Origin of the sequence: Sphingomonas sp. MA1305 (assembly GCF_016107325.1) — a bacterium.
Lineage (GTDB): Bacteria > Pseudomonadota > Alphaproteobacteria > Sphingomonadales > Sphingomonadaceae > Sphingomonas.
This window is the reverse complement of record NZ_RCVT01000003.1, coordinates 436,587-461,202: the sequence shown is the minus strand read 5'-3', so window position 1 is coordinate 461,202 and position 24,616 is coordinate 436,587. Positions and strand designations below refer to the sequence as shown.

At 66.7% G+C, this 24,616-nt stretch carries 27 protein-coding genes; 15 read left to right on the top strand and 12 right to left on the bottom strand.

Translation table 11 applies throughout. The annotated features are described in order from the left end of the window. Positions 1-19: 19 nt before the first annotated feature. Entirely contained in the window at positions 20-1,843 is a 1,824-nt protein-coding gene (gene glmS / locus D9601_RS15140) for a glutamine--fructose-6-phosphate transaminase (isomerizing) (RefSeq protein ID WP_198354857.1), read from the bottom strand. A 76-nt stretch (positions 1,844-1,919) separates the two neighbouring features. After that, on the bottom strand, positions 1,920-3,272 hold the full coding sequence (gene glmU, locus D9601_RS15135; protein WP_198354856.1) for a bifunctional UDP-N-acetylglucosamine diphosphorylase/glucosamine-1-phosphate N-acetyltransferase GlmU: 1,353 nt from the start codon (positions 3,270-3,272) through the stop codon (positions 1,920-1,922). 59 nt (positions 3,273-3,331) lie between these two features. Here glmU and D9601_RS15130 point away from each other — a divergent pair, with 59 nt between their 5' ends. Further along, positions 3,332-4,027: an HAD hydrolase-like protein gene (locus D9601_RS15130; RefSeq protein WP_198354855.1), complete on the top strand. Its 696-nt coding sequence runs from the start codon at positions 3,332-3,334 to the stop codon at positions 4,025-4,027. Positions 4,028-4,042: 15 nt separating this feature from the next. Here D9601_RS15130 and D9601_RS15125 read toward each other — a convergent pair whose 3' ends face one another. Genes D9601_RS15125 through D9601_RS15110 form a run of 4 tightly spaced genes read right to left on the bottom strand, consistent with a single transcriptional unit; the run spans position 4,043 to position 6,546 of the window. Further along, positions 4,043-5,029 carry a nucleotidyltransferase domain-containing protein gene (locus tag D9601_RS15125; RefSeq protein ID WP_198354854.1) on the bottom strand — a complete coding sequence of 329 codons (987 nt, stop codon included), beginning with the start codon at positions 5,027-5,029 and terminating at the stop codon, positions 4,043-4,045. Then, positions 5,014-5,868, bottom strand: a complete 855-nt coding sequence (locus D9601_RS15120) for an HprK-related kinase A (protein WP_198354853.1) — start codon at positions 5,866-5,868, stop codon at positions 5,014-5,016. Before D9601_RS15120 ends, D9601_RS15125 begins: the two co-directional genes overlap by 16 nt. Then, on the bottom strand, positions 5,865-6,131 hold the full coding sequence (locus tag D9601_RS15115; protein ID WP_198354852.1) for an HPr-rel-A system PqqD family peptide chaperone: 267 nt from the start codon (positions 6,129-6,131) through the stop codon (positions 5,865-5,867). The genes D9601_RS15120 and D9601_RS15115 overlap by 4 nt, the downstream gene beginning before the upstream one ends. A 4-nt stretch (positions 6,132-6,135) precedes the next feature. Further along, positions 6,136-6,546, bottom strand: a complete 411-nt coding sequence (locus D9601_RS15110) for a hypothetical protein (protein WP_198354851.1) — start codon at positions 6,544-6,546, stop codon at positions 6,136-6,138. Positions 6,547-6,686: 140 nt separating this feature from the next. Between D9601_RS15110 and D9601_RS15105 the strand changes: the two genes are divergently transcribed. The 10 genes from D9601_RS15105 (at position 6,687) to D9601_RS15060 (ending at position 16,569) form a co-directional block, all read left to right on the top strand. Continuing rightward, positions 6,687-7,937 (top strand): ATP-binding protein, encoded by a 1,251-nt coding sequence (locus tag D9601_RS15105; RefSeq protein WP_198354850.1) that lies wholly within the window; start codon positions 6,687-6,689, stop codon positions 7,935-7,937. Between the two features lie 25 nt (positions 7,938-7,962). Beyond that, complete coding sequence (locus D9601_RS15100) at positions 7,963-9,006, top strand: substrate-binding domain-containing protein (RefSeq protein ID WP_198354849.1); 1,044 nt, start codon at positions 7,963-7,965, stop codon at positions 9,004-9,006. Further along, the gene (gene pstC / locus D9601_RS15095) at positions 9,003-10,379 is read left to right on the top strand and encodes a phosphate ABC transporter permease subunit PstC (protein WP_198354848.1); all 1,377 of its coding nucleotides are present in this window, start codon (positions 9,003-9,005) and stop codon (positions 10,377-10,379) included. The genes D9601_RS15100 and pstC overlap by 4 nt, the downstream gene beginning before the upstream one ends. Continuing rightward, positions 10,372-11,670: a phosphate ABC transporter permease PstA gene (pstA, locus tag D9601_RS15090; protein ID WP_198354847.1), complete on the top strand. Its 1,299-nt coding sequence runs from the start codon at positions 10,372-10,374 to the stop codon at positions 11,668-11,670. Before pstC ends, pstA begins: the two co-directional genes overlap by 8 nt. Continuing rightward, positions 11,667-12,431, top strand: a complete 765-nt coding sequence (gene pstB / locus D9601_RS15085) for a phosphate ABC transporter ATP-binding protein PstB (protein ID WP_198354846.1) — start codon at positions 11,667-11,669, stop codon at positions 12,429-12,431. The genes pstA and pstB overlap by 4 nt, the downstream gene beginning before the upstream one ends. After that, positions 12,431-13,129 carry a phosphate signaling complex protein PhoU gene (phoU, locus tag D9601_RS15080; RefSeq protein WP_198354845.1) on the top strand — a complete coding sequence of 233 codons (699 nt, stop codon included), beginning with the start codon at positions 12,431-12,433 and terminating at the stop codon, positions 13,127-13,129. The genes pstB and phoU overlap by 1 nt, the downstream gene beginning before the upstream one ends. After that, on the top strand, positions 13,129-13,821 hold the full coding sequence (gene phoB, locus D9601_RS15075; RefSeq protein WP_198354844.1) for a phosphate regulon transcriptional regulator PhoB: 693 nt from the start codon (positions 13,129-13,131) through the stop codon (positions 13,819-13,821). Before phoU ends, phoB begins: the two co-directional genes overlap by 1 nt. Positions 13,822-13,942: 121 nt before the next feature. Beyond that, positions 13,943-14,374 (top strand): hypothetical protein, encoded by a 432-nt coding sequence (locus tag D9601_RS15070; RefSeq protein WP_198354843.1) that lies wholly within the window; start codon positions 13,943-13,945, stop codon positions 14,372-14,374. An 89-nt stretch (positions 14,375-14,463) separates the two neighbouring features. Next, on the top strand, positions 14,464-15,372 hold the full coding sequence (locus D9601_RS15065; RefSeq protein WP_198354842.1) for an SDR family NAD(P)-dependent oxidoreductase: 909 nt from the start codon (positions 14,464-14,466) through the stop codon (positions 15,370-15,372). Positions 15,373-15,540: 168 nt separating this feature from the next. Then, entirely contained in the window at positions 15,541-16,569 is a 1,029-nt protein-coding gene (locus tag D9601_RS15060; protein ID WP_198354841.1) for a hypothetical protein, read from the top strand. A 95-nt stretch (positions 16,570-16,664) separates the two neighbouring features. On the opposite strand, the gene D9601_RS15055 is transcribed toward D9601_RS15060, so the two are convergent. Beyond that, the gene (locus tag D9601_RS15055) at positions 16,665-17,003 is read right to left on the bottom strand and encodes a DUF2794 domain-containing protein (protein WP_198354840.1); all 339 of its coding nucleotides are present in this window, start codon (positions 17,001-17,003) and stop codon (positions 16,665-16,667) included. Continuing rightward, positions 17,003-17,701, bottom strand: a complete 699-nt coding sequence (gene epsC / locus D9601_RS15050; protein ID WP_198354839.1) for a serine O-acetyltransferase EpsC — start codon at positions 17,699-17,701, stop codon at positions 17,003-17,005. Before epsC ends, D9601_RS15055 begins: the two co-directional genes overlap by 1 nt. 174 nt (positions 17,702-17,875) lie before the next feature. Between epsC and D9601_RS15045 the strand changes: the two genes are divergently transcribed. From D9601_RS15045 to ahpF, 3 genes are all read left to right on the top strand, one after another. Next, complete coding sequence (locus D9601_RS15045) at positions 17,876-18,649, top strand: sulfite exporter TauE/SafE family protein (protein WP_198354838.1); 774 nt, start codon at positions 17,876-17,878, stop codon at positions 18,647-18,649. Between the two features lie 160 nt (positions 18,650-18,809). Then, positions 18,810-19,373, top strand: coding sequence for an alkyl hydroperoxide reductase subunit C (gene ahpC / locus D9601_RS15040; protein WP_198354837.1), 564 nt, complete (start codon positions 18,810-18,812; stop codon positions 19,371-19,373). 223 nt (positions 19,374-19,596) lie between these two features. Continuing rightward, the gene (gene ahpF, locus D9601_RS15035; protein ID WP_198354836.1) at positions 19,597-21,183 is read left to right on the top strand and encodes an alkyl hydroperoxide reductase subunit F; all 1,587 of its coding nucleotides are present in this window, start codon (positions 19,597-19,599) and stop codon (positions 21,181-21,183) included. A 41-nt stretch (positions 21,184-21,224) separates the two neighbouring features. Here the strand turns inward: ahpF and D9601_RS15030 are convergent, their stop codons facing one another. The 3 genes from D9601_RS15030 to nadC all read right to left on the bottom strand — a co-directional run bounded on the left by D9601_RS15030 (position 21,225) and on the right by nadC (position 23,299). Continuing rightward, positions 21,225-21,938 carry a ribonuclease T2 family protein gene (locus D9601_RS15030; RefSeq protein WP_198354835.1) on the bottom strand — a complete coding sequence of 238 codons (714 nt, stop codon included), beginning with the start codon at positions 21,936-21,938 and terminating at the stop codon, positions 21,225-21,227. Beyond that, positions 21,935-22,378: a hypothetical protein gene (locus tag D9601_RS15025; protein WP_198354834.1), complete on the bottom strand. Its 444-nt coding sequence runs from the start codon at positions 22,376-22,378 to the stop codon at positions 21,935-21,937. The genes D9601_RS15030 and D9601_RS15025 overlap by 4 nt, the downstream gene beginning before the upstream one ends. A gap of 72 nt (positions 22,379-22,450) precedes the next feature. After that, positions 22,451-23,299: a carboxylating nicotinate-nucleotide diphosphorylase gene (gene nadC / locus D9601_RS15020; RefSeq protein ID WP_198354833.1), complete on the bottom strand. Its 849-nt coding sequence runs from the start codon at positions 23,297-23,299 to the stop codon at positions 22,451-22,453. A 115-nt stretch (positions 23,300-23,414) separates the two neighbouring features. Here nadC and D9601_RS15015 point away from each other — a divergent pair, with 115 nt between their 5' ends. Further along, positions 23,415-23,585, top strand: a complete 171-nt coding sequence (locus tag D9601_RS15015; RefSeq protein ID WP_198354832.1) for a hypothetical protein — start codon at positions 23,415-23,417, stop codon at positions 23,583-23,585. A gap of 4 nt (positions 23,586-23,589) precedes the next feature. On the opposite strand, the gene nadA is transcribed toward D9601_RS15015, so the two are convergent. Next, positions 23,590-24,588, bottom strand: a complete 999-nt coding sequence (gene nadA / locus D9601_RS15010; protein WP_198354831.1) for a quinolinate synthase NadA — start codon at positions 24,586-24,588, stop codon at positions 23,590-23,592. Positions 24,589-24,616 lie beyond the last annotated feature (28 nt).

The following is a 24,616-nucleotide window of genomic DNA, read 5'->3' as shown; positions in this document are numbered from 1 at the left end:
ACTCAGTCCAGTGGCGTCGTCATTCCACCGTGACCGACTTGGCGAGGTTCCGCGGCTGGTCGACGTCGGTGCCCTTAGCCACTGCGACATGGTAGGCGAGCAGCTGCACCGGCACCGCGTAGACCAGCGGCGCGATCAATGGGTGGACCTTGGGCATGGTGATCGTCGCGACACAGCCGTCGCCCGCCGCCTGGATGCCGTCATAGTCGCTGATCAGCACGACCTTGCCGCCACGCGCCTGCACCTCCTGCATGTTGCTGACAGTCTTCTCGAACAGCGGCCCGGACGGCGCGATGACAATGACGGGCACGTTCTCGTCGATCAGCGCGATCGGGCCGTGCTTCATCTCGCCGGCCGCATAGCCTTCGGCATGGATGTAGCTGATTTCCTTCAGCTTCAGCGCCCCCTCCAGCGCCAGCGGATAATCGGTGCCGCGCCCCAGGTAGAGGACGTCGCGCGCCGACGCGATGACGCCCGCCATCTCCTGGATCGATTCGTCATAGGCGAGCGCCGCGTTGAGTGACGCCGGCGCCTCGCCGAGGTGACGGACGATCTGCTTCTCCTCACCCGGCTTGAGCTGCCCCTTGGCCTGCGCAAGGTTAGCGGCGAGCGCAGCGAGCACCGCGAGCTGGCAGGTGAAGGCCTTGGTGCTGGCGACGCCGATCTCCGGCCCGGCATGCGTCGGTAGCAGCAAGTCCGCCTCGCGCGCCATCGAGCTGGTCGGCACGTTGACGACGGCGGCGATCTTCTGCCCCTCGCTCTTGGCGTGGCGCAGCGCGGCAAGCGTGTCGGCGGTCTCACCTGACTGGCTGATGACGATCATCAAGCCGCCCAGCTCCATCACCGGCGCGCGGTAGCGGAACTCGGACGCGACATCGAGGTCGACGGGCACGCGTGCGAACTGCTCGAACCAATATTTGGCGACCATGCCGGCATAGAAGCTGGTGCCGCAGGCGACGATCGTCACGCGCTTGATCGCGGCGAGATCGAAGTCGGGGATGGGCAGCGTGACCCGCTCTTCCATCCGCTGCAGATAGGAACGCAGCGTCTGGGCGACGACGATCGGCTGCTCGTAAATCTCCTTCAGCATATAATGCCGATGATTGCCCTTGGAGATCAGTTCGCCGGTGACGCCGGAGATGGTGACCGGCCGCTCGACGCGATGATTGTCGCGATCGTAGACCTCCGCCCCCTCCTTCGTGCAGACGACCCAATCACCTTCGTCGAGATAGGCGATGCGCTGCGTCAGCGGCGCCAATGCCAGGGCGTCCGAGCCAAGATAGGTCTCCCCATCGCCATAGCCGACCACCAGCGGCGAGCCGAGCCGGGCGCCGATCAGCAGGTCGGGATGCTTGCGAAACAGGATGGCGAGTGCAAACGCGCCATGGAGGCGCGGCAGCACCTCGCGTACGGCGCCGATCGGATCGAGCCCGGCTTCGACCTTCTCGCTGATCAGATGCGCGACGACCTCGGTGTCGGTTTCGCTGGTGAAGACGCGGCCGCGTGCGGTCAGTTCGTCACGCAGCGCCTTGAAATTCTCGATGATGCCGTTGTGGACGACCGCGACTTCGGCGGTCGCATGCGGATGCGCGTTGTTGGTGGTCGGGCCACCATGTGTCGCCCAGCGCGTATGGGCGATGCCCGTGGTACCGGCAAGCGGATGTGCCGCCAGTTCCTTGGCCAGGTTGACCAGCTTGCCGGAGGCGCGTCGGCGCTCGATTGTGCCGTCGACGTCGGTGGCGATACCGGCTGAGTCGTAACCGCGATATTCCAGCCGCTTCAGCCCATCGAGCAAACGATCCGCGACGTCTTCGGCTCCGACGATTCCAACGATTCCACACATGAAGGGGGTCTGCCTTTAGAGGGTATTGGAGAGGTGAACGCCGCGCGTCACCGGAAGGGATGGCACAGAAACGCCGTCACTGACCAGCCTTGCGCGCCGCCATCATCGCGCGGAAGCGGGTCGCCCACCCGGCTTTCGCGATCTGCGGGGGGCGGACAAGGGCGAGGGCGCCGGCTTCGACGTCCTGCGTGACGACCGAACCTGCAGCGACGATGGCCCCCTCGCCGATGGCGACCGGCGCGACCAGTGCCGAGTTGGAGCCGATGAACGCTCCCGCCCCGATCTGCGTCTTGTATTTGAAAAATCCGTCGTAATTGCACGTGATCGTGCCCGCACCGATATTGGCGCCGGCGCCGATTTCGGCATCGCCCAAATAGGTCAGATGATTGGCCTTGGCGCCCTCGCCCAGTACCGCTTTCTTCATCTCGACGAAATTGCCGACCCTGGCGTTGCGGCCGACCACGGCACCGGGGCGCAGACGGGCATAGGGGCCGATGTCGGCGCCCTCGGCAACCGTCGCGCCCTCGATGTGGCTGAAGGCGTGGATCGTCACCCGGTCGGCGATGGCGACGCCGGGGCCGAACACGACATGCGGTTCGATCACCACGTCGCGGCCGATACGCGTGTCGTGAGCGAACCATACCGTCTCGGGCGCGATCAGCGTGGCGCCGTCGGCCATTGCCTCCGCCCGGCGGCGCGTCTGCCACATCGCTTCTACCGCGGCGAGTTCGGCGCGGCTGTTGACGCCGGCGACTTCCTCCGCCCCGGTTTCGATCACCGAGGCGTAGCGGCCTTCGGCTCCGGCGAGCATGACGATGTCGGGCAGGTAATATTCACCGGCGGCATTGTCGCTGCCGACCTGGGCCAACAAGCGCCACAGATCGTCCGCGCGTGCCGCCATCAAGCCCGAATTGCACAGGGTCTCGGCGCGCTCGTCGGCGGTCGCGTCTTTGAACTCGACCATCTTGACGATGCGGCCCTCCGGATCGGCAATGACCCGGCCATAAGCGGCGGCATCGTCGGGGCGGAACCCCAGCACGACCGCGGCGGGCGGCTGCGGCACGTGGAGAGCGTCGAGCATCCGCTGCATCGTCGCGGCGGCGACCAGCGGCACGTCGCCGTAGAGGATCAGCACGTCGCCCTCGAAACCGCCCAGCGCATCCTTCGCCTGAAGAACAGCATGGCCGGTGCCGAGCTGCTCCGCCTGAAGGGCCGTCGCCACGCCCAACGGTGCGACCGCGGCCTCGACCTGCTCACGGCCCGCCCCGGTGACGACGACGATCTTTTCCGGGAACAAGGACGAAGCGCTAGCAATCAGGTGCAGGAGCATCGGCCTCCCAGCGATCGGATGGAGAACCTTGTGCAGGTCCGATTTCATGCGGGTACCCTTGCCTGCGGCGAGGATGATGACGGCGAGTGGCGTGGTCATGCGGCAGCGTCTGCCACGGAAGGCTTGCCATTTCCACACCATCCCGCCACGCGCAGACGATGTCTTCCGCTGCCGTCCCCCTCCCCTTCGACATCGTCGGCTTCGATCTCGACGGCACGTTGCTCGACACGAGCGGTGATCTGACCGCCGCGGTCAACCATGCCTTGGCCTCGATCGACCGGCCGACGCTGACCGTGGCGCAGGTGACCCCGATGATCGGCGGCGGCGCGCGGCACATGCTGGCGCAGGGGATGGCGGCGACCGGCGGCTGCGACGAAGCGACGCTGGACGTGCTCCACCGGCGCCTGCTCGCCTATTATGAATCGCATATCGCCGTACTCACCGCGCCCTATCCTGGATGCCTCGACGCACTCGATTCGCTGGCCGCGCGTGGGACGACGCTGGCGGTGGTGACCAACAAATTGGAGGGGCTGGCACGGCAGGTGCTGGACCAATTGGGACTGACCGATTGGTTCGCCTGCATCATCGGTGGCGATACGATGGGGCCCGGCAATGCCAAACCCTCGCCGATACCGATCGAGGAGATGCTACGCCGCTGCGGCGGTGGGCGAGCGGCGTTCGTTGGTGATTCGCGCTTCGACGTGGCGGCGGCGCAGGCGGCAGGCCTGCCGGCGATCGCCTGTTCGTTCGGTTTCCTGATGGAGCCGGTCGAGACACTTGGCGCAGAGGCGGTGATCAATGGCTATGACGAGCTGCTACCGACGCTGGAGCGGCTCGCCGAGCGACCGCGCTGATCCACGACCGGCCTGTCAGCGCCACGCCTTGGTCCACAGGTGGCGCGCCAGCATGGCCGGCGGCATCCGCAGCCAATGTGAGCGGACGTAGAAGGCGAAACGCGTCGCCGGACGCGTGGCTCGCCCCCACCCGTCGCGGGCCAGCAGGCGGCGGCGGATCCAGGGGTCGAGTGCGTCTGAGCGTCGCCAATTGCCAGGGACGTCGGTCCCGAACAGCCCCGCCGCGTGTCGTGCGGCGCGCCGAACCGACACATCGAGGCCATGCCGCGCCGCGCGATTAGCCAGTCCGTCGCTGCCGAATTCGGTCAGCAGGCAGTGGATGTCCCACACGTTGCGCAGCCCGCCGGTCAGATCCCCGTCGGCGAACAGATGCGCGGCGGCGTGGCAGATCATATCCTGGGCAGAGAGCACCAGGAGGCCGTTGGCCAGCGGCTGGGCCGCGGCGACCAGCGCTTCAGCATCGGGGGTGATGCGGGCGGTGAGCGGCAGGATCGTGTGGTGCACGTCGATCATCCGGTCGCGCTCGCCATGGATCAGCGGCGGCAGTTCGTGCATCCAGCGGCGGTAATAGGCATCGTCATAGGGGTCGGGCTTGACCCATTCCCATCCGGCCGCGAGCAAGGCCGCCTCGACCGCGTCGAGCGACCCCCGCGGCACGAGAATGTCGAGATCGCCGATCGACCGGCCCTGGCCCGCCATCAGACCGGCCGCGACATAGGCCGTTCCCTTCAGCAACACGACCGGACAGCCGAGCGGCGCGAGCGCACGTCGCGCCATTTCCGCTTCCCAAAGCGCGGTGCGGCGGGCGCCCTCTGCAGCGGCACGCGCTTCGGCCAAGAGAAGCGCCACGGGCTCGGGCAGCGGCAGGCCATGCAACCGCCACGCGAGCGTGCCGACCAGCTGCTCCGCCCGCGCGGTCGCGATCAGCCCGGTCCAGTCGGTGTCCAGTCGCAACGTCGTCGGGTCGGCGAGCGCGCGTGCGAGGCTCAGAGCGTCCGCCACAACGCCTCCACTTGGTCGACTGCCGCAACGCCGTCGGGATAATCGATCGCATAGGCCGGCACGTCGCGGGCCAGTGCGGTCAGACAGGCGAACCCCCGTTCCGCGAGCGCGACATAGTTGGTGGAGGCGTGGGTCAGCCGCACGAACGCCTCGCTGGCCGGCATCGATCGTACCGCGGGCGCAGCACCGAAACGCGGGAAGAGCAGCAGCACGGGCATCGCCGGATCGTCCATCGCCGCGATCGCATGCGCGTCCGGGACGAGGTGTCGGATCGTCCCTTTCGGCGTGCCGGCAAGCTCGGGTCCCAGCCGCGCCTTCGGCAAGGCCGCAATCGCGGCGGCGATGCCTTCGTTCTTGAGGCTGACCAGCCGGGGAAAGGCGAAGACCTCTCCGCTGTCCGGATCGAGCATCGCGAACTCGTCGCCCATGAAGCGCCAGCCCCGCGCGGCGAGCAAGGTGGCAAGCGTCGACTTACCGGCGCCCGACTGACCGCTGATCAGCAGCGCGCGCCCGTCGCGCTCGACCGCTGCGGCATGGAGCAGCAGGCAACGTTGCGATCCGAGCGCAACCTGCAGGTTCATCCCCATCTCTGCGGCGAGCAGCGCATGGGCGAGCGGCAACGGTGCCGCTTCGGGGAGCATATAGTCGCCGCCGATCCGCACCGAAGGCCGGATCCAGCGCCGCCAGGGCCGGGTCGCCTCCAACCGGACGGTGAAGTCCGCAATGTCTGCCTGCGGATAATCGCGATAGAGGTCGGCAAGCATGGCGATCGGCGTCGCCCAATCCGACCCGACCCGAAAACCGACGGGGCCGATGCGCAGCGAGCAGACGTGCCTCACAACACCTCCACCAGACCGGTGTCGACCAGTTCCGCCAGCCGTGCCCGAAGCGCAGCGACGTCCGCATCGGCGACGTCGAAGCTCACCTCGAGCCGCGCCATCAGTGCCGCATCGTCCAACGGCCCATCCGCAAGGCAGGCGAGGATTTCAGGCGCGGGGCTGGCGAGCAGGTGGGTGATGCCCGATGGGCGGTGAAACACCGCCGTGAACGTGTCCAGCCCGACGCTGAGCAGCGTGTCGGCCGGCGCGGCGCGATACCGCAAGCGATCAGGCGCGCGGCATCTGCAGCGAGGCAAAGCAGGTGAAGCCACCCTGCCCGCGCTGCAACCGACGGATGTAGCTGATATAGGCGCGATTAGTTTCGTAGGTGGTGCCGGGCAGCATGCCGCCGGCCAGCGCGCGCTTCACGTCCTCGCCCTTGAACGGCCGCGCCGGCGGCGCGAACGCCCCCTTGGTACCCGCGGGCACGACATTGCCGTCGGGATCGATATAGCCGCCCGCGCGGGTCATGTCGGGCACCGGGATCTCGCAATTCATCACCGATCCCGCGGTTTGCGCCAGCGCCGGCCGAATCGACACCACCGCACCGGCGGTGACCGCGCCGAGCATCAGCACGCGGCGGCGGCTGGCCGCCCCGGTGGCAGCGGGCTGATCAGAAGGCGTTGCGTCGTCGGTCATGGCCAAGATCCTAGCGCGTCTGCCTTTCACATTCGCTAACCACTGGCAAGCGGTGCTCCGGTGCCGATCCGGGACCGCGGAAGACGTTCCGACGCGAACAGGTGCAGCCGCAGCGGAATTGCGCTAGCCAGCGGAGCGTCATGCCGCCCAGATTCGTCCAGCGCCTCAGCGGCGCGATCGTGATCGCCCTGCTCAGCGGACTTGCCGTCTATGCCTTGGGCGGATCGATCGACGCCGTGGCGGTGACGGTGATCGGCGCCATCGCTGCCGGACTTGCGGCGATGGGCATCCGCAGTGCCACCCCGGTCGCACACGGCCCCACCGGGGCGGATGCCGGCGCATTGGTCGGCGAGGTGCTGGACGGCATCGGCGACCCCGTCCTGATGATCCGTGGCGGGGTCGTCGCCTGCGCGAATGTCGCGGCGCGCGGGCTGCTCGGCCAGCATATCGTCGGCGAGGACGTCCGCGTCGCGATCCGCCACCCCGCCGCCGCCGACCGGCTGTCCGCCGGTTCCGCCTTGCCGGGGCGTCCGGTCGAACTGGTCGGGCTCGGCAGCGCCGACCAACGCTGGCAAATGGCGGTCGGCGAGACGTCCGACGGCGCCCGCATCGTTCATCTGGTCGATCAGAGCGGCAATTACGCGGCGGAACAGATGCGGGTCGACTTCGTCGCCAACGCCAGCCACGAATTGCGCACGCCGCTCGCCTCGATCCTCGGCTTCGTCGAAACGCTCAGCGACGAAGCGGGCGAAGACCCGGCATTGCGCACCCGCTTCCTGAAGGTCATGTTCGACGAGGCGCAGCGCATGCAGCGGCTGATCGAGGATCTGATCTCGCTGTCGCGGATCGAAGGCGAGAAATACCGGCTGCCGGGCGAGCTGATCGATTTGGGAGAGGTGCTCGAGGACGTCTATGCCGAATTGGCAGCGGGCGGTGGTGAGCGGGTCGGCGACGTGACGATCGGCTTCGAGGACAACCTGCCCGCCGTCACGGGGGACGCCGCGCAGCTATCCCAATTGGTCCACAATCTGATCGGCAATGCGATGAAATACGGCCGGCCGGGTTCGCCGGTCACCGCTACGGTCGGCCGCGACCGGTCCGGCATGGTTCGCTTCACCGTCGCCGACGAAGGCGAAGGCATTGCGCCCCAGCACATTCCGCGCCTGACCGAGCGATTCTACCGTGTCGATGCCGGGCGCAGCCGCAGCGTCGGCGGGACCGGTCTCGGCCTGGCGATCGTCAAGCATATCGTCGAGCGACATCGCGGCCGGTTCGACATCAGCAGCAAGGTGGGGGTGGGCACGATCGTGTCCGTCGCCTTGCCGCCCGCGGAAGCGGTGTCATCAAAGGGTAACGTAACCGTCACACAGGGGCGTGCGGAGCGGGACTAGGAGTCGCGCCCGGGGCGGGAACATCATGCGTATCGCGATAGTCGCTCTCGGGCTTTGCCTCGCGGGCTGTCAGGATCAGGCCAATGGCGGCGGTGGCGGCGCGCGGAGCCAGATTACCGTCGTCGGATCCTCGACCGTCTATCCGTTCACCACGATCGTCGCCGAACAGTTCGTCGCCAACGATGCCGATGCGCGCGCGCCGGTGATCGAGTCGACGGGCACGGGCGCGGGCATGAAGTTGTTCTGCGCCGGATTGGGCGCGGCTCATCCGGATATCGAGGATGCCTCGCGGCGCATGAAGCCGGGCGAGTTCCAGGAGTGCCAGCGAAACGGGGTCGGCGCGATCCTGGAAATCCAGGTCGGCATCGATGGCATCGCCTTTGCCGAAGCGCTGAACGGCCCCAGGATGGCGCTGACGGAAGCGGACCTGTATCGCGCGCTGGCGGCGAAGGTGAACGGCCGGCCGAATGGCGCGCGGACGTGGCACGATGTCAATCCGACGCTTCCGGCCACGCCGATCCAAGTCTACGGCCCGCCAGCGACCAGCGGTACCCGCGACGCACTCGCCGAACTGATCCTGACGCGCGGCTGCGAGATGGTCGATCCGCGGGCAAAGGCACTGGCGACCGACGACCCCGACGCGCACAAGGCGCTATGCACACGCGTGCGCGAGGACGGCGCCTACATCGACGCCGGGGAGAATGACAATCTGATCGTACAGAAGCTCGCCGCCAACCCGAGCGCGATCGGTGTCTTCGGCTACAGCTATCTCGAAGAGAACAAGGGCAGCGTCACCGGGGTGACGATCAATGGCGTTGCGCCGACCTATGCGACGATCGCGGACGGCCGGTATCCGGGGTCGCGGCCGCTGTTCCTCTACGTCAAGAAGGCGCATCTGCGCGCAATCCCCGGTTTGAAGACGTTCCTGCACCTTTATGCGACAGCGTGGGGCCCCGAAGGACCGCTTGTGCGCCGCGGGCTGATCGCATCGCCCGCGTCCAGTCGAGCGCGCTCCGCGGCGATCATCGCGCACGAAACGGCGCTCACCGCGGCGGATCTGGACCGATGAGCGCGCTTGGCCTGCTGTTTACCGTCATCGGCCTCGCATTGATCGGCTGGCTGGCCGCACGCATGCGGGCTGCGACCTTCCGTCGCCCGCGGGTGGCACGATTCAGTGCTTTGCCGGCGCATCACGGCTGGTTTGTCGCGGTCTGTACTGTGGTGCCGCCGCTGATCTTCCTCGCCGTGTGGGCGATGACGGCGCCGGCGCTGGTGACGGAGGCCGTGCTCGCCACGCCCGCTGCCGCCGCACTGCCGGCGCCGGGCTTCGAGCGCGCGTCGATCCTGTCCGAAGCCCGTGAGCTGGCCGCGGGCCGTAGCTATGGGGCGTTTCACGATCTCGCCGAGACGCTCGCTCCCGCTTATGCCGCCGCGCAGACCCGGTACGACTGGATCGCCACTGCTGCAGCACTGTTACTCGCCTTTGCCGGCGGAACGCTCGCCTTCACCCGTATCCGTCCCGATTTCGCGGCGCGCACGCAAGTGGAGCGCGGCGTCATGCTGCTGCTGCTCGTCGCCTCGCTGATCGCGATCCTGACCACGGTCGGCATTGTCGCCTCACTCTTGTACGAGTCGGGTCGGTTCTTTCGCATGGTGCCGATCGGCGACTTCTTGTTCGGCACGCATTGGAGCCCCCAGGTGATCGACCCGCGCGATCCCGGCGCATCACTCGGCGCGGTGCCGCTGTTCTGGGGCACCTTCTTCATCGGCGCGGTGATCGCCATGGCGGTCGCCATCCCGTTCGGCCTGATGAGCGCGATCTACCTGACCCAATATGCCCATCCGACGACGCGGCGCTGGATGAAGCCGGTGCTGGAGATGCTCGCCGGCGTACCGACCGTGGTCTACGGCTATTTCGCCGCATTGACCGTCGCGCCGGCAGTACGGCAGCTCGGCGTGGCGCTCGGCATCCATTGGGCTTCGTCGGAAAGCGCGTTGGCGGCCGGCGCGGTGATGGGGGTGATGATCATCCCCTTCGTATCGTCGATGGCCGACGATTCGATCGCTGCCGTTCCTGCCGCCATGCGCGACGGCAGTCTGGCGATGGGTGCGACGAGTTCGGAAACGATCCGCAAGGTGATCCTTCCCGCGGCTCTGCCCGGCGTGGTCGGCGGCATCCTGCTCGCCGTGTCGCGGGCGATCGGCGAGACGATGATCGTCGTCATGGCCGCCAGCGGCGTCGCGACGCTGACGCTCAACCCATTCTCCAGCACGACCACCGTAACCAAGCAGATCGTCGACCTGCTGACCGGCGAGGCGGAATTCACCAGCGCCAAGACACTTGCCGCCTTCGCGCTCGGCCTGACCTTGTTCGCGGTGACCCTCGCGCTCAACGTCGTCGCGCTCAGCGTCGTCAAACGGTATCGGGAGGCCTATGAATAGCCCGCTGGTCCCAGGTGTGCCGGCGGAAGGGCACGAGCCCGAACCGCGTCGTCCGACCGACTGGACGACGCAATCGGTGCGCCGCCGCACGCAGCGCCGCTACGCCGCGGAACGGCGTTTTCGGCTGCTCGGGCTGGCGGCCGTCTGGCTGTCGGCGGGTTTCCTCGCGTTCCTCCTGCTGTCGATGCTGGCCGGCGGGATCGGTGGCTTCCGTCAGACGCGGATCGCACTGCCGATCGATCTCGCCGCGGCGAAGTTGCAGGTGACGCCGGCACAGCTGCGCGGTCGTGGCGCCGATCTCGCCCTCGCGGGCGCGGGGTTGGAGGCCGCGGTCGATCGCGCTGCGACGGCGGCTTACGGCCCAGACTCGGCCGACTATCTGTCGGACGGCGCCTGGCTGGTGGTGCGCGATGCCATCAAGCGGGACCCAACCCTGCTGCAACGGCGAACCACCGTCGAGGTGCCCGTCACCAGTGCGCTCGATATCGCCGCGCGCCATGACGGTTCGGCCACCGACGAGGCGATCGTCGCCCGGCTGAACGCCCGCGGCGCGCTGTCGACCGGATGGAACTGGGGCTTTCTGTCGTCCGCCGATTCGAACGACCCGACCCGTGTCGGCGTCTGGGGTGCGCTGAAAGGTTCGCTGCTGACGATGGTCGTGACGCTGGCGCTCGCCTTCCCGATCGGTGTCTTCGCCGCGCTCTATCTCGAGGAATATGCCCCGCGGAACCGCTGGACGGACCTGATCGAGGTGTCGATCAACAATCTCGCCGCGGTGCCGTCGATCATCTTCGGTCTGCTCGGCCTCGCCGTCTTCATCAACACGCTGCATCTGCCGCGCTCGGCGCCGATCGTCGGCGGCCTGACGCTGGCGCTGATGACCATGCCGGTGATCGTCATCGCCGGGCGCAACGCGATCAAGGCGGTGCCGCCGTCGATCCGCGACGCCGCGCTCGCCGTCGGCGCGTCGCCGGTGCAGGTGGTGTTCGACCATGTCCTGCCGCTCGCCTTGCCCGGCATCCTGACCGGCACGATCATCGGCATGGCGCGGGCGCTGGGCGAGACCGCGCCGCTGCTGATGATCGGCATGCGCGCCTTCATCGCCGCGCCACCGTCGCGCCTGTCCGACCCGGCCACCGTGCTGCCGGTGCAGGTCTTCCTGTGGTCGGACCAGGTCGACCGCGGCTTCGTCGAGAAGACCAGCGCCGCGATCATCGTGCTGCTCGTCTTCCTGCTCGCGATGAACGGCCTCGCCATCTATCTCCGCAACCGTTTCGAGACCCGCTGGTGACTCCTCCTTCCAAGATCCAGGCGCGCGACGTCAGCGTCTTTTACGGCGACAAATGTGCCATCGACCATGTCTCGATCGACGTGGCGGAGGACAATGTCGTCGCTTTCATCGGCCCGTCGGGCTGCGGCAAGTCGACCTTCCTGCGCACGCTCAACCGGATGAACGACACCGTCGCCAGCGCCCGGGTCACGGGCGAGATCCTGCTCGACGGCGAGGACATCTACGCCGCCGACATGGACGTGGTGCAGCTGCGCGCGCGCGTCGGCATGGTGTTCCAGAAGCCCAACCCCTTCCCCAAGTCGATCTACGAGAATGTCGCCTACGGCCCGCGCATCCACGGCCTCGCCGCGGCGCGCGCCGACCTCGACGAGATGGTGGAGCGCTCGCTGCGCCGCGCCGGCCTGTGGGACGAGGTCAAGGACCGGCTCGACGACAGCGGCACGGCGCTGTCGGGCGGCCAGCAGCAGCGCCTGTGCATCGCCCGCGCCATTGCGGTCGATCCGGAAGTGATCCTGATGGACGAGCCGTGCAGCGCGCTCGATCCGATCGCCACCGCGAAGATCGAGGAGCTGATCCACGAGCTGAAGGGCCGCTACGCGATCGTCATCGTCACCCACAACATGCAACAGGCGGCGCGCGTGTCGCAGCAGACCGCCTTCTTCCACCTCGGCCAGCTGGTCGAGTTCGCCCCCACCAGCGACATCTTCACCAATCCGCGGGAGGAACGGACCCGCGACTACATCACCGGCAGGTACGGATAATGGTAGACCATACGGTCAAGGCGTTCGACGCCGACATCGGTCAGTTGCGCGGCATGATCTCGCAGATGGGCGGGCTTGCCGAGGATGCGATCGTGCAGGCGATCAAGGCGCTGCAACGGCCCGATCCCGAACTGGCGCGACGCGTCGACGCCGATGACAAAGCCATCGACGCGATCGAACGCGAGGTGGAACGGCTGGCGGTGCGCATCATCGCGCTCCGCGCGCCGATGGCGGTCGACCTGCGCGAGGTCGTCGCGGCGCTGAAGATCGCCTCGGTGGTCGAACGGATCGGCGATTATGCCAAGAACATCGCGCGGCGCGTGCCGATGATCGACGGCGAACACCGCATCGAACCGATCTCCATCCTGCCGTCCATGGCGGCCATGGCGAGCGGCATGGTTCGCCGTGCCCTGGACGCCTTCGCCGCACGCGACCCGGACGCCGCAGTCGAGGTGGTCGAGAGCGACCGCGCGCTCGACGATTTCTACGACAGCATCTTCCGAACGCTCGTCACCTACATGGTCGAGAATCCGCGGACGATCAGCCAGGTCGCGCATTTGCTGTTCGTCGCCAAGAACCTGGAGCGGATCGGCGATCATGCGACCAACGTCGCCGAGATGGTCTATTTCGCCGCAACCGGCACCCAGATGGCCGACCACATTCGTGGCGGCCCTCGTACCACCGAGGAGCAACGCTGATGGCACGCGCACGCATGCTGCTGGTCGAGGACGACGCCGCCCTCGCCGAGCTGCTGACCTATCATTTCCGCCGTGAAGACTTCGAGGTCGCGCACACTCCGGATGGCGAGGAGGCGCTGCTGCTCGCCAAGGAAAAGGCGCCGGACATCGTGCTGCTCGACTGGATGGTCGAAGGTCTGTCCGGGATCGAGGTCTGCCGTCGGCTGCGCCGCATGCCGGAATCGGCGAACGTGCCGATCATCATGCTGACCGCACGCGGAGAAGAAGAAGACCGCATTCGTGGTTTGGAGACAGGTGCCGACGACTATGTCACCAAGCCCTTCTCGCCGCGCGAGCTGGTAGCGCGAGTCAGTGCGGTGTTGCGCCGGGTGCGGCCGGCGCTGGCAGGCGAGCAGCTGACCTATGACGATATCGAGATGGACACCGTCGGTCACAAAGTTCGGCGCGGCGGCGAAGTCGTGCCGCTGGGGCCGACCGAATTCCGGCTGCTCAAGCACTTCCTTGAACATCCCGGCTGGGTATTCAGTCGCGAACGCCTGCTCGACGCGGTCTGGGGCCATGACAGTGACATCGAAAGCCGGACGGTCGACGTGCACATCCGTCGGCTGCGCAAGGCGATCAATATCGGCAATCGGCCAGACTTGATCCGTACCGTCCGGTCCGCCGGCTATTCGTTGGACTCGGGCGCCTGAGCAAGGGAGAGAGTTGGCGGGCGGAACAGAGACGCGAGCGAAACAAAGGACCCAAGTTCCGGATCGGACGTTAGGCGGGGGCGCTTACGCAAACCTGCGCGACAGATTTGGGAGATTCGCAATGAAGCTCATTCTTTTGGCCGCCACGGCCCTCATCGCTGCCCCCGTGATGGCTCAGCAAGCCGGCACGATGGCGCCGCAGACGGCCACCCCTGCCCCGACCGATCAGACCACGCCGCCGCCGGCTGATCAGACTGCAACGCCGCCCGCCACGGACACGATGGCGCCGACCCAGCAGGCCGGCACCCCTGCACCGATGACCACGGGTTCGGGTACCCCGGCCGGCGGATACCAGCCGAGTGGTTCGGCACTGTCCGGCCCGGCGACGCCCGGTGCGCCGGTGACCTTCCGTCCGGCACCGACCCCGGATCAAGCCTATCCGGCGCCGGCGCCCAAGGCCGAATATCCGGTCTGCAAGGCTGGCCAGTATGACGGCTGCCGCCAGGTCGAAGGCCGGAAGATGACCAAGGCGAAGCGCCGCACGCGTCGCTGATCGCGATCGACCCTCCGGACGGGCATTGCGCCCGTTCGAAGGTTCGGTATGGAGGGCGCTTCATCCTTTATGGACGAGGCGCCCTTCTTATGTCCCCTGCTCCCCTTCGCTTCGACGGGCGTGTCGCGATCGTTACCGGCGCCGGTGGCGGCTTGGGCCGCGCCTATGCGCTCGCCCTTGCGGAACGCGGTGCCAGGGTCGTGGTCAACGACCTGGGTGGCGCGCGTGACGGCACGGGCCATTCCGACGCAGCGATGAAAGTTGTCGAGGCAATCCGCGCCGCCGGTGGCGAGGCGATGGCGGACGGCGGCAATGTCGCCGATTATGAGCAGATGACGGCCATGGTCGCGCGTACCAAGGAAAGCTGGGGCGGCGTCCATATCTTGATCAACAATGCCGGCGTGCTGCGGGACAAAAGCTTCGCCAAGATGGATCCGACCGATTTCGAATTCGTCGTCCGCGTCCACCTGCTGGGCTCCGCCTTCGCCACCAAGGCATGCTGGGAGACGTTCCGGGACCAGAATTACGGCCGCGTCGTGATGACCGCGTCATCAAGCGGCCTCTTCGGCAATTTCGGACAGGCCAATTATGCCGCCGCAAAGATGGGCGTCGTCGGTCTTGCCAAGACCCTGTCGCTGGAAGGCGCGAAGCACGACATCCGCGTCAATACCATCGCGCCAACCGCTGGCACGCGAATGACGGAGGGGCTGTTCCCGCAGGCAGCCTTCGATGCTTTCACGCCGGAGTCGGTGGCGCCTGGCGCGCTCTATCTGGTCGGCGACGATGCGCCGCAAGGCGTGATCCTGGGCGCCGGAGCGGGGGTATTCCAGACGTCCTATGTCACCTTGACCCGGGGATCGGCGCTCGCCGGCGATGCGCTGTCGCCGGAAGGCGTTGCGGCGCAATGGCCTGCGATCAGCGATCGCGTCGGCGAGATCACGCCCCGATCCGGCGCCGAGCAGGCGATGACGATCGGACGGCGGCTGCAGGGGGATTGAACCGTATCGTTGCCGGCGGAACTGCGGAATCCGCCAAGCTACCCTCGTTCGAGCACCATGAGCAGGTAAGTGTGTCGCCCCCCCCCCTGCCAAGACGCTCAACTCGCAGTGTATTGACTCTGTAACACACATGCGCGATCCTGCCTGTTCGTTAACAGGGAGAACGTCATGTACAGCGAAAGCGACATCGACGGTGCGGTGGCGGCGGGGGCGATCTCGCCCGATGCCGCCATGGCGCTGCGCCGCTACGTCGCCACGGCCCAGGCGGCGCCGGCGGTGGACGAGGAGCATTTTCGGCTGCTCACCGGGTTCAACGACATCTTCGTGTCGATCGCCCTGGTGCTGCTGCTGACTGCGCTCGGTCAGATCGGCTTCCAGATCACCCATGCCTTGAGCGGGGCCTTCGTCGCCGCGGCGTCGTGGCCGCTCGCGCTCTACTTCACGGCGCGGCGGCGGATGGCGCTACCCAGCATCCTCCTGCTGCTGAGCTTCGTCGGGGGCGTGGCCGGGGCGCTGGCGGGCGGAATCGAAACTGCCTTCCCGCATATCGACGAGCGCGCCGGGGCGCTGGCCGTCTCGGCGGTCGGCATCGTCGCAGCGGGGGCGGCGTGGCTGCACTGGCGCCGCTTCATGGTACCGATCACGGTGGCGGCGGGAGCTGCGGCGACGGTGGCGGTTGCGATCGGCCTGCTGATGGCGGTGATCCCGGACGTGAAACAGGGGGTCTGGCCGTTGCTGCTGATCGGCGGCCTGGGCGTGTTCGCACTCGCCATGCGGTGGGACATGTCGGACGTCCGGCGGGAAACGCGCCGATCCGACGTCGCCTTCTGGCTGCACCTGGCCGCCGCGCCGATGATCGCGCATCCGATTTTCCAGATGCTGGGTGTGTTCAACGGCGAGATCGGCGGCGGCACTGCGGCGCTGGTGTTGATCCTGTACGTGCTGTTCGGGGCGCTGGCGCTGGCCGTCGACCGGCGTGCGCTGCTCGTCTCCAGCCTCGTCTACGTGCTCTACGCCCTCTACAGCTTGATCCGCAGTGCGGGCGCGATCGAGTTGGGGGCGGCCTTCACCGCTCTGGTGATCGGTTCAGCGCTGCTGACTCTCTCCGCCTTATGGCAGCCGATGCGGCGCAGCATCGTGGGCGCTTTGTCGCAGCCGCTGCGGCTCCGACTGCCGCCGGTCCAGCAGCCGGCATAAGCCAGCATCACCGAGCGACGGGCTTGGCCGTCCCGGTTCATGCCGGGGCGGCCATTTTCCGATCTGCCGTGCCCATCCGAGCCGGCAGAGGCCGGCTATTCGACCAGCTTGACCAGCCGGCGTTCCACCGGCGCAAGCACCGGGCCGAGCTCATGCCCACGCTTCAAGACCACACCGTGCTCGCCGATCAGCGCCCACATGCCCTGGCGATTGCGTAGCGCCGGGCGCTTCTCGATGCGAAATTCGGGACGCTCCGCCGCGCGCCGGAAGGCGGCGAAGATCGCTGCATCCTGACCCAATTCGATCGCGTAATCGCGCCAGTGACCCGCCGCGACCATCCGGCCGTAAAGATCGAGAATACGGGTCAGTTCGAGCCGCTCGAAGCCGATCTGGTTGGGCTTGCCGGCATGCGGGAATGGCGTGACCGTACCCATCAGGCGCGATCGCGCTCCGCCTCGGGAAAGGCGGGACCACGTTCGGCGAGCAAGGCATCCAGCCGCTTGCGCATCGATTCCAGCTCGCAGCGCATGATCTCCAGCTTCTGCGTCGCCGGATCGAACATCTCGCTACACGGCGTTCCGTAGGGGACGAAGCGCGGTTCGGGGACGTTGCCGCCCTCCACCAGCGTCGGCCGCGCCGGAATGCCGACCATCACCGCGCCCGCCGTAACGTCACGCGTGACGACGGCATTGGCGCCGATCCGCGCGCCGGCGCCAACGTGGATCGGCCCGAGCACCTGCGCGCCTGAACCGATAATGACGCCATTGGCGAGCGTCGGATGGCGTTTACCGGCAACGCCATTGTCGGGGCTGGTGCCGCCAAGCGTCACGCACTGGTAGATGGTGACGTCGTCGCCGATCTCTGCCGTTTCGCCGATCACGACGAAGCCGTGGTCGATGAAGAAGTTGCGGCCGATCGTCGCACCGGGGTGGATGTCGATCCCGGTCATCGCCCGCGACATATGATTGACCAGCCGTGCCAGAAAGAAGGCGCGCGACCGGTACAGACGGTGCGCGACGCGATGCCAGCCGAGCGCCCAGACGCCCGGATAGGTCAGGATTTCGGCACGCGAATGCGGCGCCGGGTCACGTGCCCGGATCGAATCGAGATAGGCCGCCAAGCGTCCGAACATCCGCGTCCCCTTCATGCGTATCGGCACCATCTAATGACGCGGGCGGGTGATTTCCACTCTCTGGCGCCCGCCCCTTGAGCGATGGAAACCCGAGCTTTGTTGTGGGGTTTGAGCCAGGCGTGCACGGTGCGCGCGTCGGCGACGTGCCGCCTGTCCAGGGAGACACCACCGCCTATGCCGCATTTCCTTACCCAGATCGACTGGTCGCAACTGCTACCGTTCGTGGCGATCGGCTTCGCCGCTCAGATCGTCGACGGCGCACTAGGCATGGCGTTCGGCCTGATCAATTCGACGTTGATGGTGACGATGATGGGCACGCCCCCTGCCCTCGCCTCCGCCAGCGTGCACGCGGTCGAGACCTTCACCACGGCGGCTTCCGGGGTGAGCCATATCGTCAACCGCAACGTCGACTGGAAGCTGTTCCGGCGGTTGGTGATCCCCGGCGTCATCGGCGCCGCACTAGGCGCGACGGTGCTCAGCCGCCTCGACGCATCGGTCGCGCGCCCGTTCGTCATGGCGTATCTCGCCGCCATCGGCGTCTATCTGCTGTTCCGCGCCTGGCGGGGCGAGATCGAACGGCGGCAGCCCCGCGTGATCGCACCACTCGGTCTGATCGGCGGCTTTCTCGACGCCGCGGGCGGCGGCGGCTGGGGGCCAGTGGTGACGTCCAACCTGCTGGTCCAGGGCGCGACTCCGCGGCACACGATCGGCACGGTCAATACGGCCGAATTCTTCCTGACGCTCACGGCCTCGGTCGCCTTCTTCGTCTCGCTCGGATGGGCGGCGTTCACCCTGCAGGCGGTGGGGCTCTTGCTCGGCGGCCTGCTCGCCGCGCCTTTGGGTGGTGTGCTCGCCAAGCGGGTGCCGACGCGTCAGCTGATGGCGTTCGTCGGCATCTTGCTGACGCTGACCAGCCTGTGGTCGATCTATGCCGCGCTTGCGAGATAATCGCGCCGACTGAGCAGCTTGGTATCTAGACAGTGCTGCCGAGACGGCCGATATCCGTTGTTTTGATCGACTGGGTCGATCGCCCCGCGAAACGACTTCAATTTTGCACTGCGGCATAAACCGGCTAGATCGGTCTTGTTCAATTCTCGGGAGACCCCTCATGTCGCTTATCGGCAGCTCGCTGAAGCCGTTCACCACCCAGGCCTATAAGGAAGGCAAGTTCGTCACAGTCACCGACCAGGACGTGCTCGGCAAGTGGGCGGTCTTCTTCTTCTATCCGGCCGACTTCACCTTCGTCTGCCCGACCGAGCTCGAGGATCTGGCCGACATCTATCCGACGCTGCAGAAGATGGGCGTCGAGGTGTACAGCGTGTCGACCGACACGCACTTCAGCCACAAGGCGTGGCACGACAGCTCGCCGGCGATCGGCAAGATCAACTATTACATGCTCGGCGACCAGAGCCACGCGATCTCGAACAATTTCGAGATCCTGCGCGCCGGCCAGGGCCTGGCGGATCGCGGCACCTTCGTGATCGATCCCGAGGGCGTGATCCAGCTGATCGAGGTCACGTCGGAAGGCGTCGGCCGCAACGCCGCGGAATTGCTCCGCAAGATCAAGGCGGCGCAATATATTGCGGCACATCCGGGCGAGGTTTGCCCGGCGAAGTGGGAAGAGGGCGAAGAGACGCTCGCCCCCAGCCTCGACCTCGTCGGCAAGATCTGAGCCGCTGAGGGCATACGCATCCCCGCGTCGGCGGGGATCCGGCTTCCGGATCCTCCTCGTCGCGACGGTGACGGCGGGCGGACGAGTCGTCGTCCGTCGATGACGTTCCAAGGCCAGCTTGCGGGCGTCGCCACAACGGCGGCTCCCGCAGGCAAGCGGCGCAGCGACGCCGGGCACGACCCGCGCCGCGCTCTCCCCGATCTCACGTTTCCAGGAGTGTTCCATGCTCGACGCCAATCTGACGCAGCAGCTCAAGGGCTATCTGGTCAATATCCGGCAGCCGATCGAATTGGTCGCAACCCGGGGCGACGATGCCAAGTCGCGCCAGATGGGCGAGCTGTTGGGTGAGATCGCGGCGCTGTCCGACCATATCACGGTCGTCGACGGCACCGACGCCCGCACGCCCAGCTTCCTGATCCGCCGCGCCGGCACCGACATCGGCGTGCGCTTCGCCGGCCTGCCGATGGGGCATGAATTCACATCTCTGGTCCTCGCCCTGCTGCACGTCGGCGGTCATCCGTCGAAGGCGGCGCCCGCCCTGCTCGATCAGGTGCGGGGACTCGATGGCGATTTCGCCTTCGAAACCTATTTTTCGCTGTCCTGTCAGAATTGCCCCGACGTCGTGCAGGCGCTGAACCTGATGGCGGTGCTGAACCCGCGGATCACGCACACCGCGATCGACGGCGCCTTGTTCCAGGACGAGGTCACGCAGCGCAAGGTGATGGCGGTTCCGACTGTGTTCCTCAACGGCGAGCCGTTCGGCCAGGGCCGGATGGAATTGGAGCAGATCGTCGCCAAGCTCGATACCGGTGCTTCGGCACGCGCGGCGGCGACGATCGCGGCCAAGGATCCGTTCGACGTGCTGGTCGTCGGCGGCGGCCCTGCTGGGGCGGCGGCGGCGATCTACGCCGCCCGCAAGGGCATTCGCACCGGTCTGGTCGCCGAGCGGTTCGGCGGACAGGTGCTCGACACAATGGGGATCGAGAATTTCATCTCGATACCGCATACCGAAGGCCCCAAGCTGGTCGGCGATCTGGAACGCCATGTCCGCGACTATGATGTCGATGTGATGAACCTGCAGCGCGCCGCCAAGCTGGTCCCGGCGGCGCAGGAGGGCGGCCTGCACGAACTAGTTCTGGACAGTGGGGCGACGCTGTCGGCGCGGACGGTGATACTGTCGACCGGCGCGCGCTGGCGGACGATGAACGTGCCCGGCGAGGCGGAATATCGCAACAAGGGCGTCGCCTATTGCCCCCATTGCGATGGGCCGCTGTTCAAGGGCAAGCGTGTCGCGGTGATCGGCGGCGGCAATTCCGGTGTCGAGGCCGCGATCGACCTGGCCGGACTCGTCGCTCACGTCACGCTGATCGAATATGACGGCGACTTGCGCGCCGATGCGGTGTTGCAGCGCAAGCTCGCCAGCCTCCCCAACGTGCGGATCGTCACGTCCGCGCTGACCACCGAAGTCCATGGCGACGGGGAGCGGGTGACCGGCCTGACCTACGAAGACCGCCATCATGGCAGCCTGCACCGCGTCGACCTGGAGGGCGTGTTCGTGCAGATCGGCTTGGTACCCAACACAGAATGGCTGACCGACACGATCGCGCTCAGCGCCCACGGCGAGATCGAGGTCGACCATCGTGGCGCGACGTCGTGGCCAGGCATCTTTGCCGCAGGCGACGCGACGACGGTGCCGTTCAAGCAGATCGTCATCGCCGCCGGCGAAGGCTCACGCGCGGCACTGGCCGCGTTCGATCATCTGATCCGGCTGGCGCCGGTCGAGCAGCCGCGCGAGAAAGTGGCCGCTTAAGGATGTCGGCTTCCCCCCCCTGGGCGGGAGGGGGAGCGCCTCTAGCGCTTACCGCGCCAAATCTTGAGGCTGGCGTCCGGGCTTAGGCCGCCCTGATGGGCGGGGCAGCGCTGATAGGCAAAGGCCTTGTCGAGACAGATCCAGACCTCGTCGAGCCAGCCCTGACGGTTGGCGGTAACCCGCATCATGTCCGCGGTCATGCCGGGATTGGCCCTGGCCATCGCCTGCGCGAAGCCGGCCGCAGTCAGTGGGCCGCGAGACAGGCTGTCCATGTCGGGATAGCGCAGCTTGGCATACAGTCCGGTCGACTTGGCAAAATAGCTCGCCGGCTGATAGCCCGCCATGCAGGTGCCGTGCTTGGACCATTCGTGCTGCAACAGCTGCGCTGACGGTGTCGAGCAGAGGTTGCGTCGGATCACCGCCTGCGGAAGCAACGCCGTTGACCGACAATATTGCGGCCAGTCCTTGCCGATACCGTCGGGCCACAGACCATGGAGCGTGAAGCCGAAACGATTGCTTTGCCCGCATTGGAATCGTGCCGAGGCGTCACGGCCATGCGTCTTGCAATATTCCGGTGCCCAGGTGATCGCCAGCGTATAGCCGCCGATCGGCAACAGCCGTTGCGGCTGATCCGCGCTGGCCAGGTCCGGATGTGGCCGCTCGACCTGTCCGGGCACCGAGCATTGGAAGGCCTGCGCCTGCGCCAGTGCCGGCGTCACAAGCAAGGCACCGGCCAGCAGCACGCGGCTGATCATGCCAGCGTCTCCGAATCGTCCTCGTCCAGCCCCTCGCCGAACCATTCCTTGGCATCGGGCTTAAACAGCATCGTGGCGGCCGCGACATAGAGCACATTGGCGACGATCACGACCACCACGGCAAGCGCCGACGGCGCCTTGCCGGACACCAGCGTGTAGATACCGGTCAGGATCCCGATCGCGCCCAGGGCGGCGAACACCACTTGGACCCATTTGGCGACCACGCTCGCCTTGCGGGCGATGAAGAACCAAATGGCGATCGAAATCAGCGCGCCGACCGCCGCCGACACCGGCAGGAACCAGTGGACATTGGCCAGCATCGGATTGGCATCGAGCGCCGCCTGCGACGTTCGCCAGTTCAATGCGGAGTTCAGCCAGCCTAGAACGACGGCCGGCCAATACAGCATCTCGAAACGCGCGATCGACGGTGGTTTGGTCATGACAAAAGCCCCCCTTGTGAACTGCCGCGATCCTAGCCGGTCCTGGGGAGCGCCGCAAAGGGTCCGTGCCGGTCAGACGATCGCGAAGTCGAGCCCGATATCGACCGCCGGCGCCGACTGGGTCAGTCGGCCGACGGAAATGTAGGTCACTCCCGTCTCTGCCATCGCGCGGATCGTGTCTAACCGCACTCCTCCCGATGCTTCGGTCGGCACGCGTCCTGCGATCTCCGCCACCCCCGCCCGCAATTCGTCCGGTGTCATATTGTCGAGCAGCAGATGGGTTGCGCCGGCATCGAGCGCGGGAGCGATCTGGTCGAGCCGGTCGACCTCGACAATCACCTCTGCGATTCCCGCCGCCACGGCGCGGCGCACCGCTTCGGCGATGTTCCCGGCGACCGCGATATGATTGTCCTTGATCATCGCCGCATCCCACAAACCCATTCGGTGGTTACGGGCGCCGCCGGTCCGCGTGGCATATTTCTCCAGTCGGCGCAGACCGGGTATGGTCTTGCGCGTGTCGAGCAGGGTCGCACCGGTGCCGGCAATAGCATCCACATAACGGCGGGTCAGCGTCGCGATGCCGGACAAATGCTGGACGGTATTCAATGCGGAGCGTTCGGCGGTCAGCAGCGCGCGTGCCGCCCCCTCGACGCGAAGCAGCACAGCGCCGGCGTCGAGCGAAGCACCCTCGCCAGCCACGAGCTCGATCCGAGCGGCGGGGTCGAGCGCAGCAAAGAAAGCCGCCGCAATCGGCAGACCCGCCACCGTGATCGGCTCCCGTGTCGCCATCACGCCGTGGAACCGCGCATCGTCCGGGATCACCGCCGCCGCGGTGACATCGCCAACCGTACCGCAATCCTCTGCCAGCGTTGCTGCAACGAACGCGGAGAGTTCAAAACCTTCAAGTTGGAATAGGGTCATGAGATAGTTCCACTATGGTCGACGGCGTCGGGTATTCCGCATACAAGATACGCGATTACTCCTGTCAGCCGCTGGATCGTCTATGAGTCAGCATGTCCAAGTTGCCGGTGCACTTATGACCATCGCTCACGACGAAGCGCGGACGCGTCTGGAAGGGCTTCTGCGCGAAGCCTTGGCGCTGGCGGATTGCTGCGAATGGATGCTCGTCGCCATCCATGTGGAAGAAGCGTATCAAGCCTTGGCACGGGAGGCGGAGGCCAAACCGCCACGCCCCGCCGCACACTGATCGCTCAATCGCCGCTCACCTTCGCCGGCCCGAGATCGCCCTGCCCGATCGTACCCGACGCCATCGCCAACATCGCATCGAGGCTCGTCTTCGCGCGGATGCGTAAGTCCTCGGCGATCTCGATCCGGGGTTCCAGGTCACGGAGCGCGACGTACAGCTTTTCCATGGTGTTCAAGGCCATGTACGGGCAGATGTTGCAGTTGCAGTTGCCATCCGCGCCGGGGGCACCAATGAAGTGCTTGCCGGGCAGCGCCTTCTCCATCTGATGGATGATATGAGGCTCGGTCGCGACGATCAGCGTATCGCCCGGCATCGCCATCGCGAATTCGAGAATGCCGCGCGTTGAGCCGACGTAATCGGCATGATCCAGGATCACCGCCGGGCATTCGGGATGGGCCGCGATCGGCGCACCGGGATGCTGCGCTTTGAGCTTGAGCAGCTCGGTCTCGCTGAACGCCTCGTGCACGATGCACACGCCCGGCCACAGCAGCAGCTCGCGTCCGGTCTTGCGCGCCAGATAGCCGCCGAGGTTGCGATCGGGACCGAAGATGATCTTCTGATCCGGCGGCAGCTGGGCCAGGATCGTCTCGGCCGATGATGACGTGACGATGATGTCGCTAAGCGCCTTCACCTCGGTCGAGCAATTGATGTACGTCAGCGCGATATGGTCGGGATGCGCGGCGCGGAAGGCGGCGAATTGCTCCGGGGGACAGCTGTCCTCCAGGCTGCAGCCCGCGTCCATATCGGGCAGCACCACGACCTTGTCGGGTGACAGGATCTTGGCCGTCTCCGCCATGAAACGCACGCCGCAGAAGGCGATCACCTCGGCATCGGTGGCCTGTGCCTTGCGGCTAAGGTCAAGGCTGTCGCCGACGAAATCGGCAAGATCCTGCAATTCCGGCTTTTGATAATAGTGGGCCAGGATCACGGCGTTGCGCTCGCGGCGGAGGCGTTCGATCTCGGCGCGCAGGTCGAGACCCGCAAAGCTGTGCTGCTGTTCCATGGCGTGCGAGATGGCCCGCCGGGCGGCC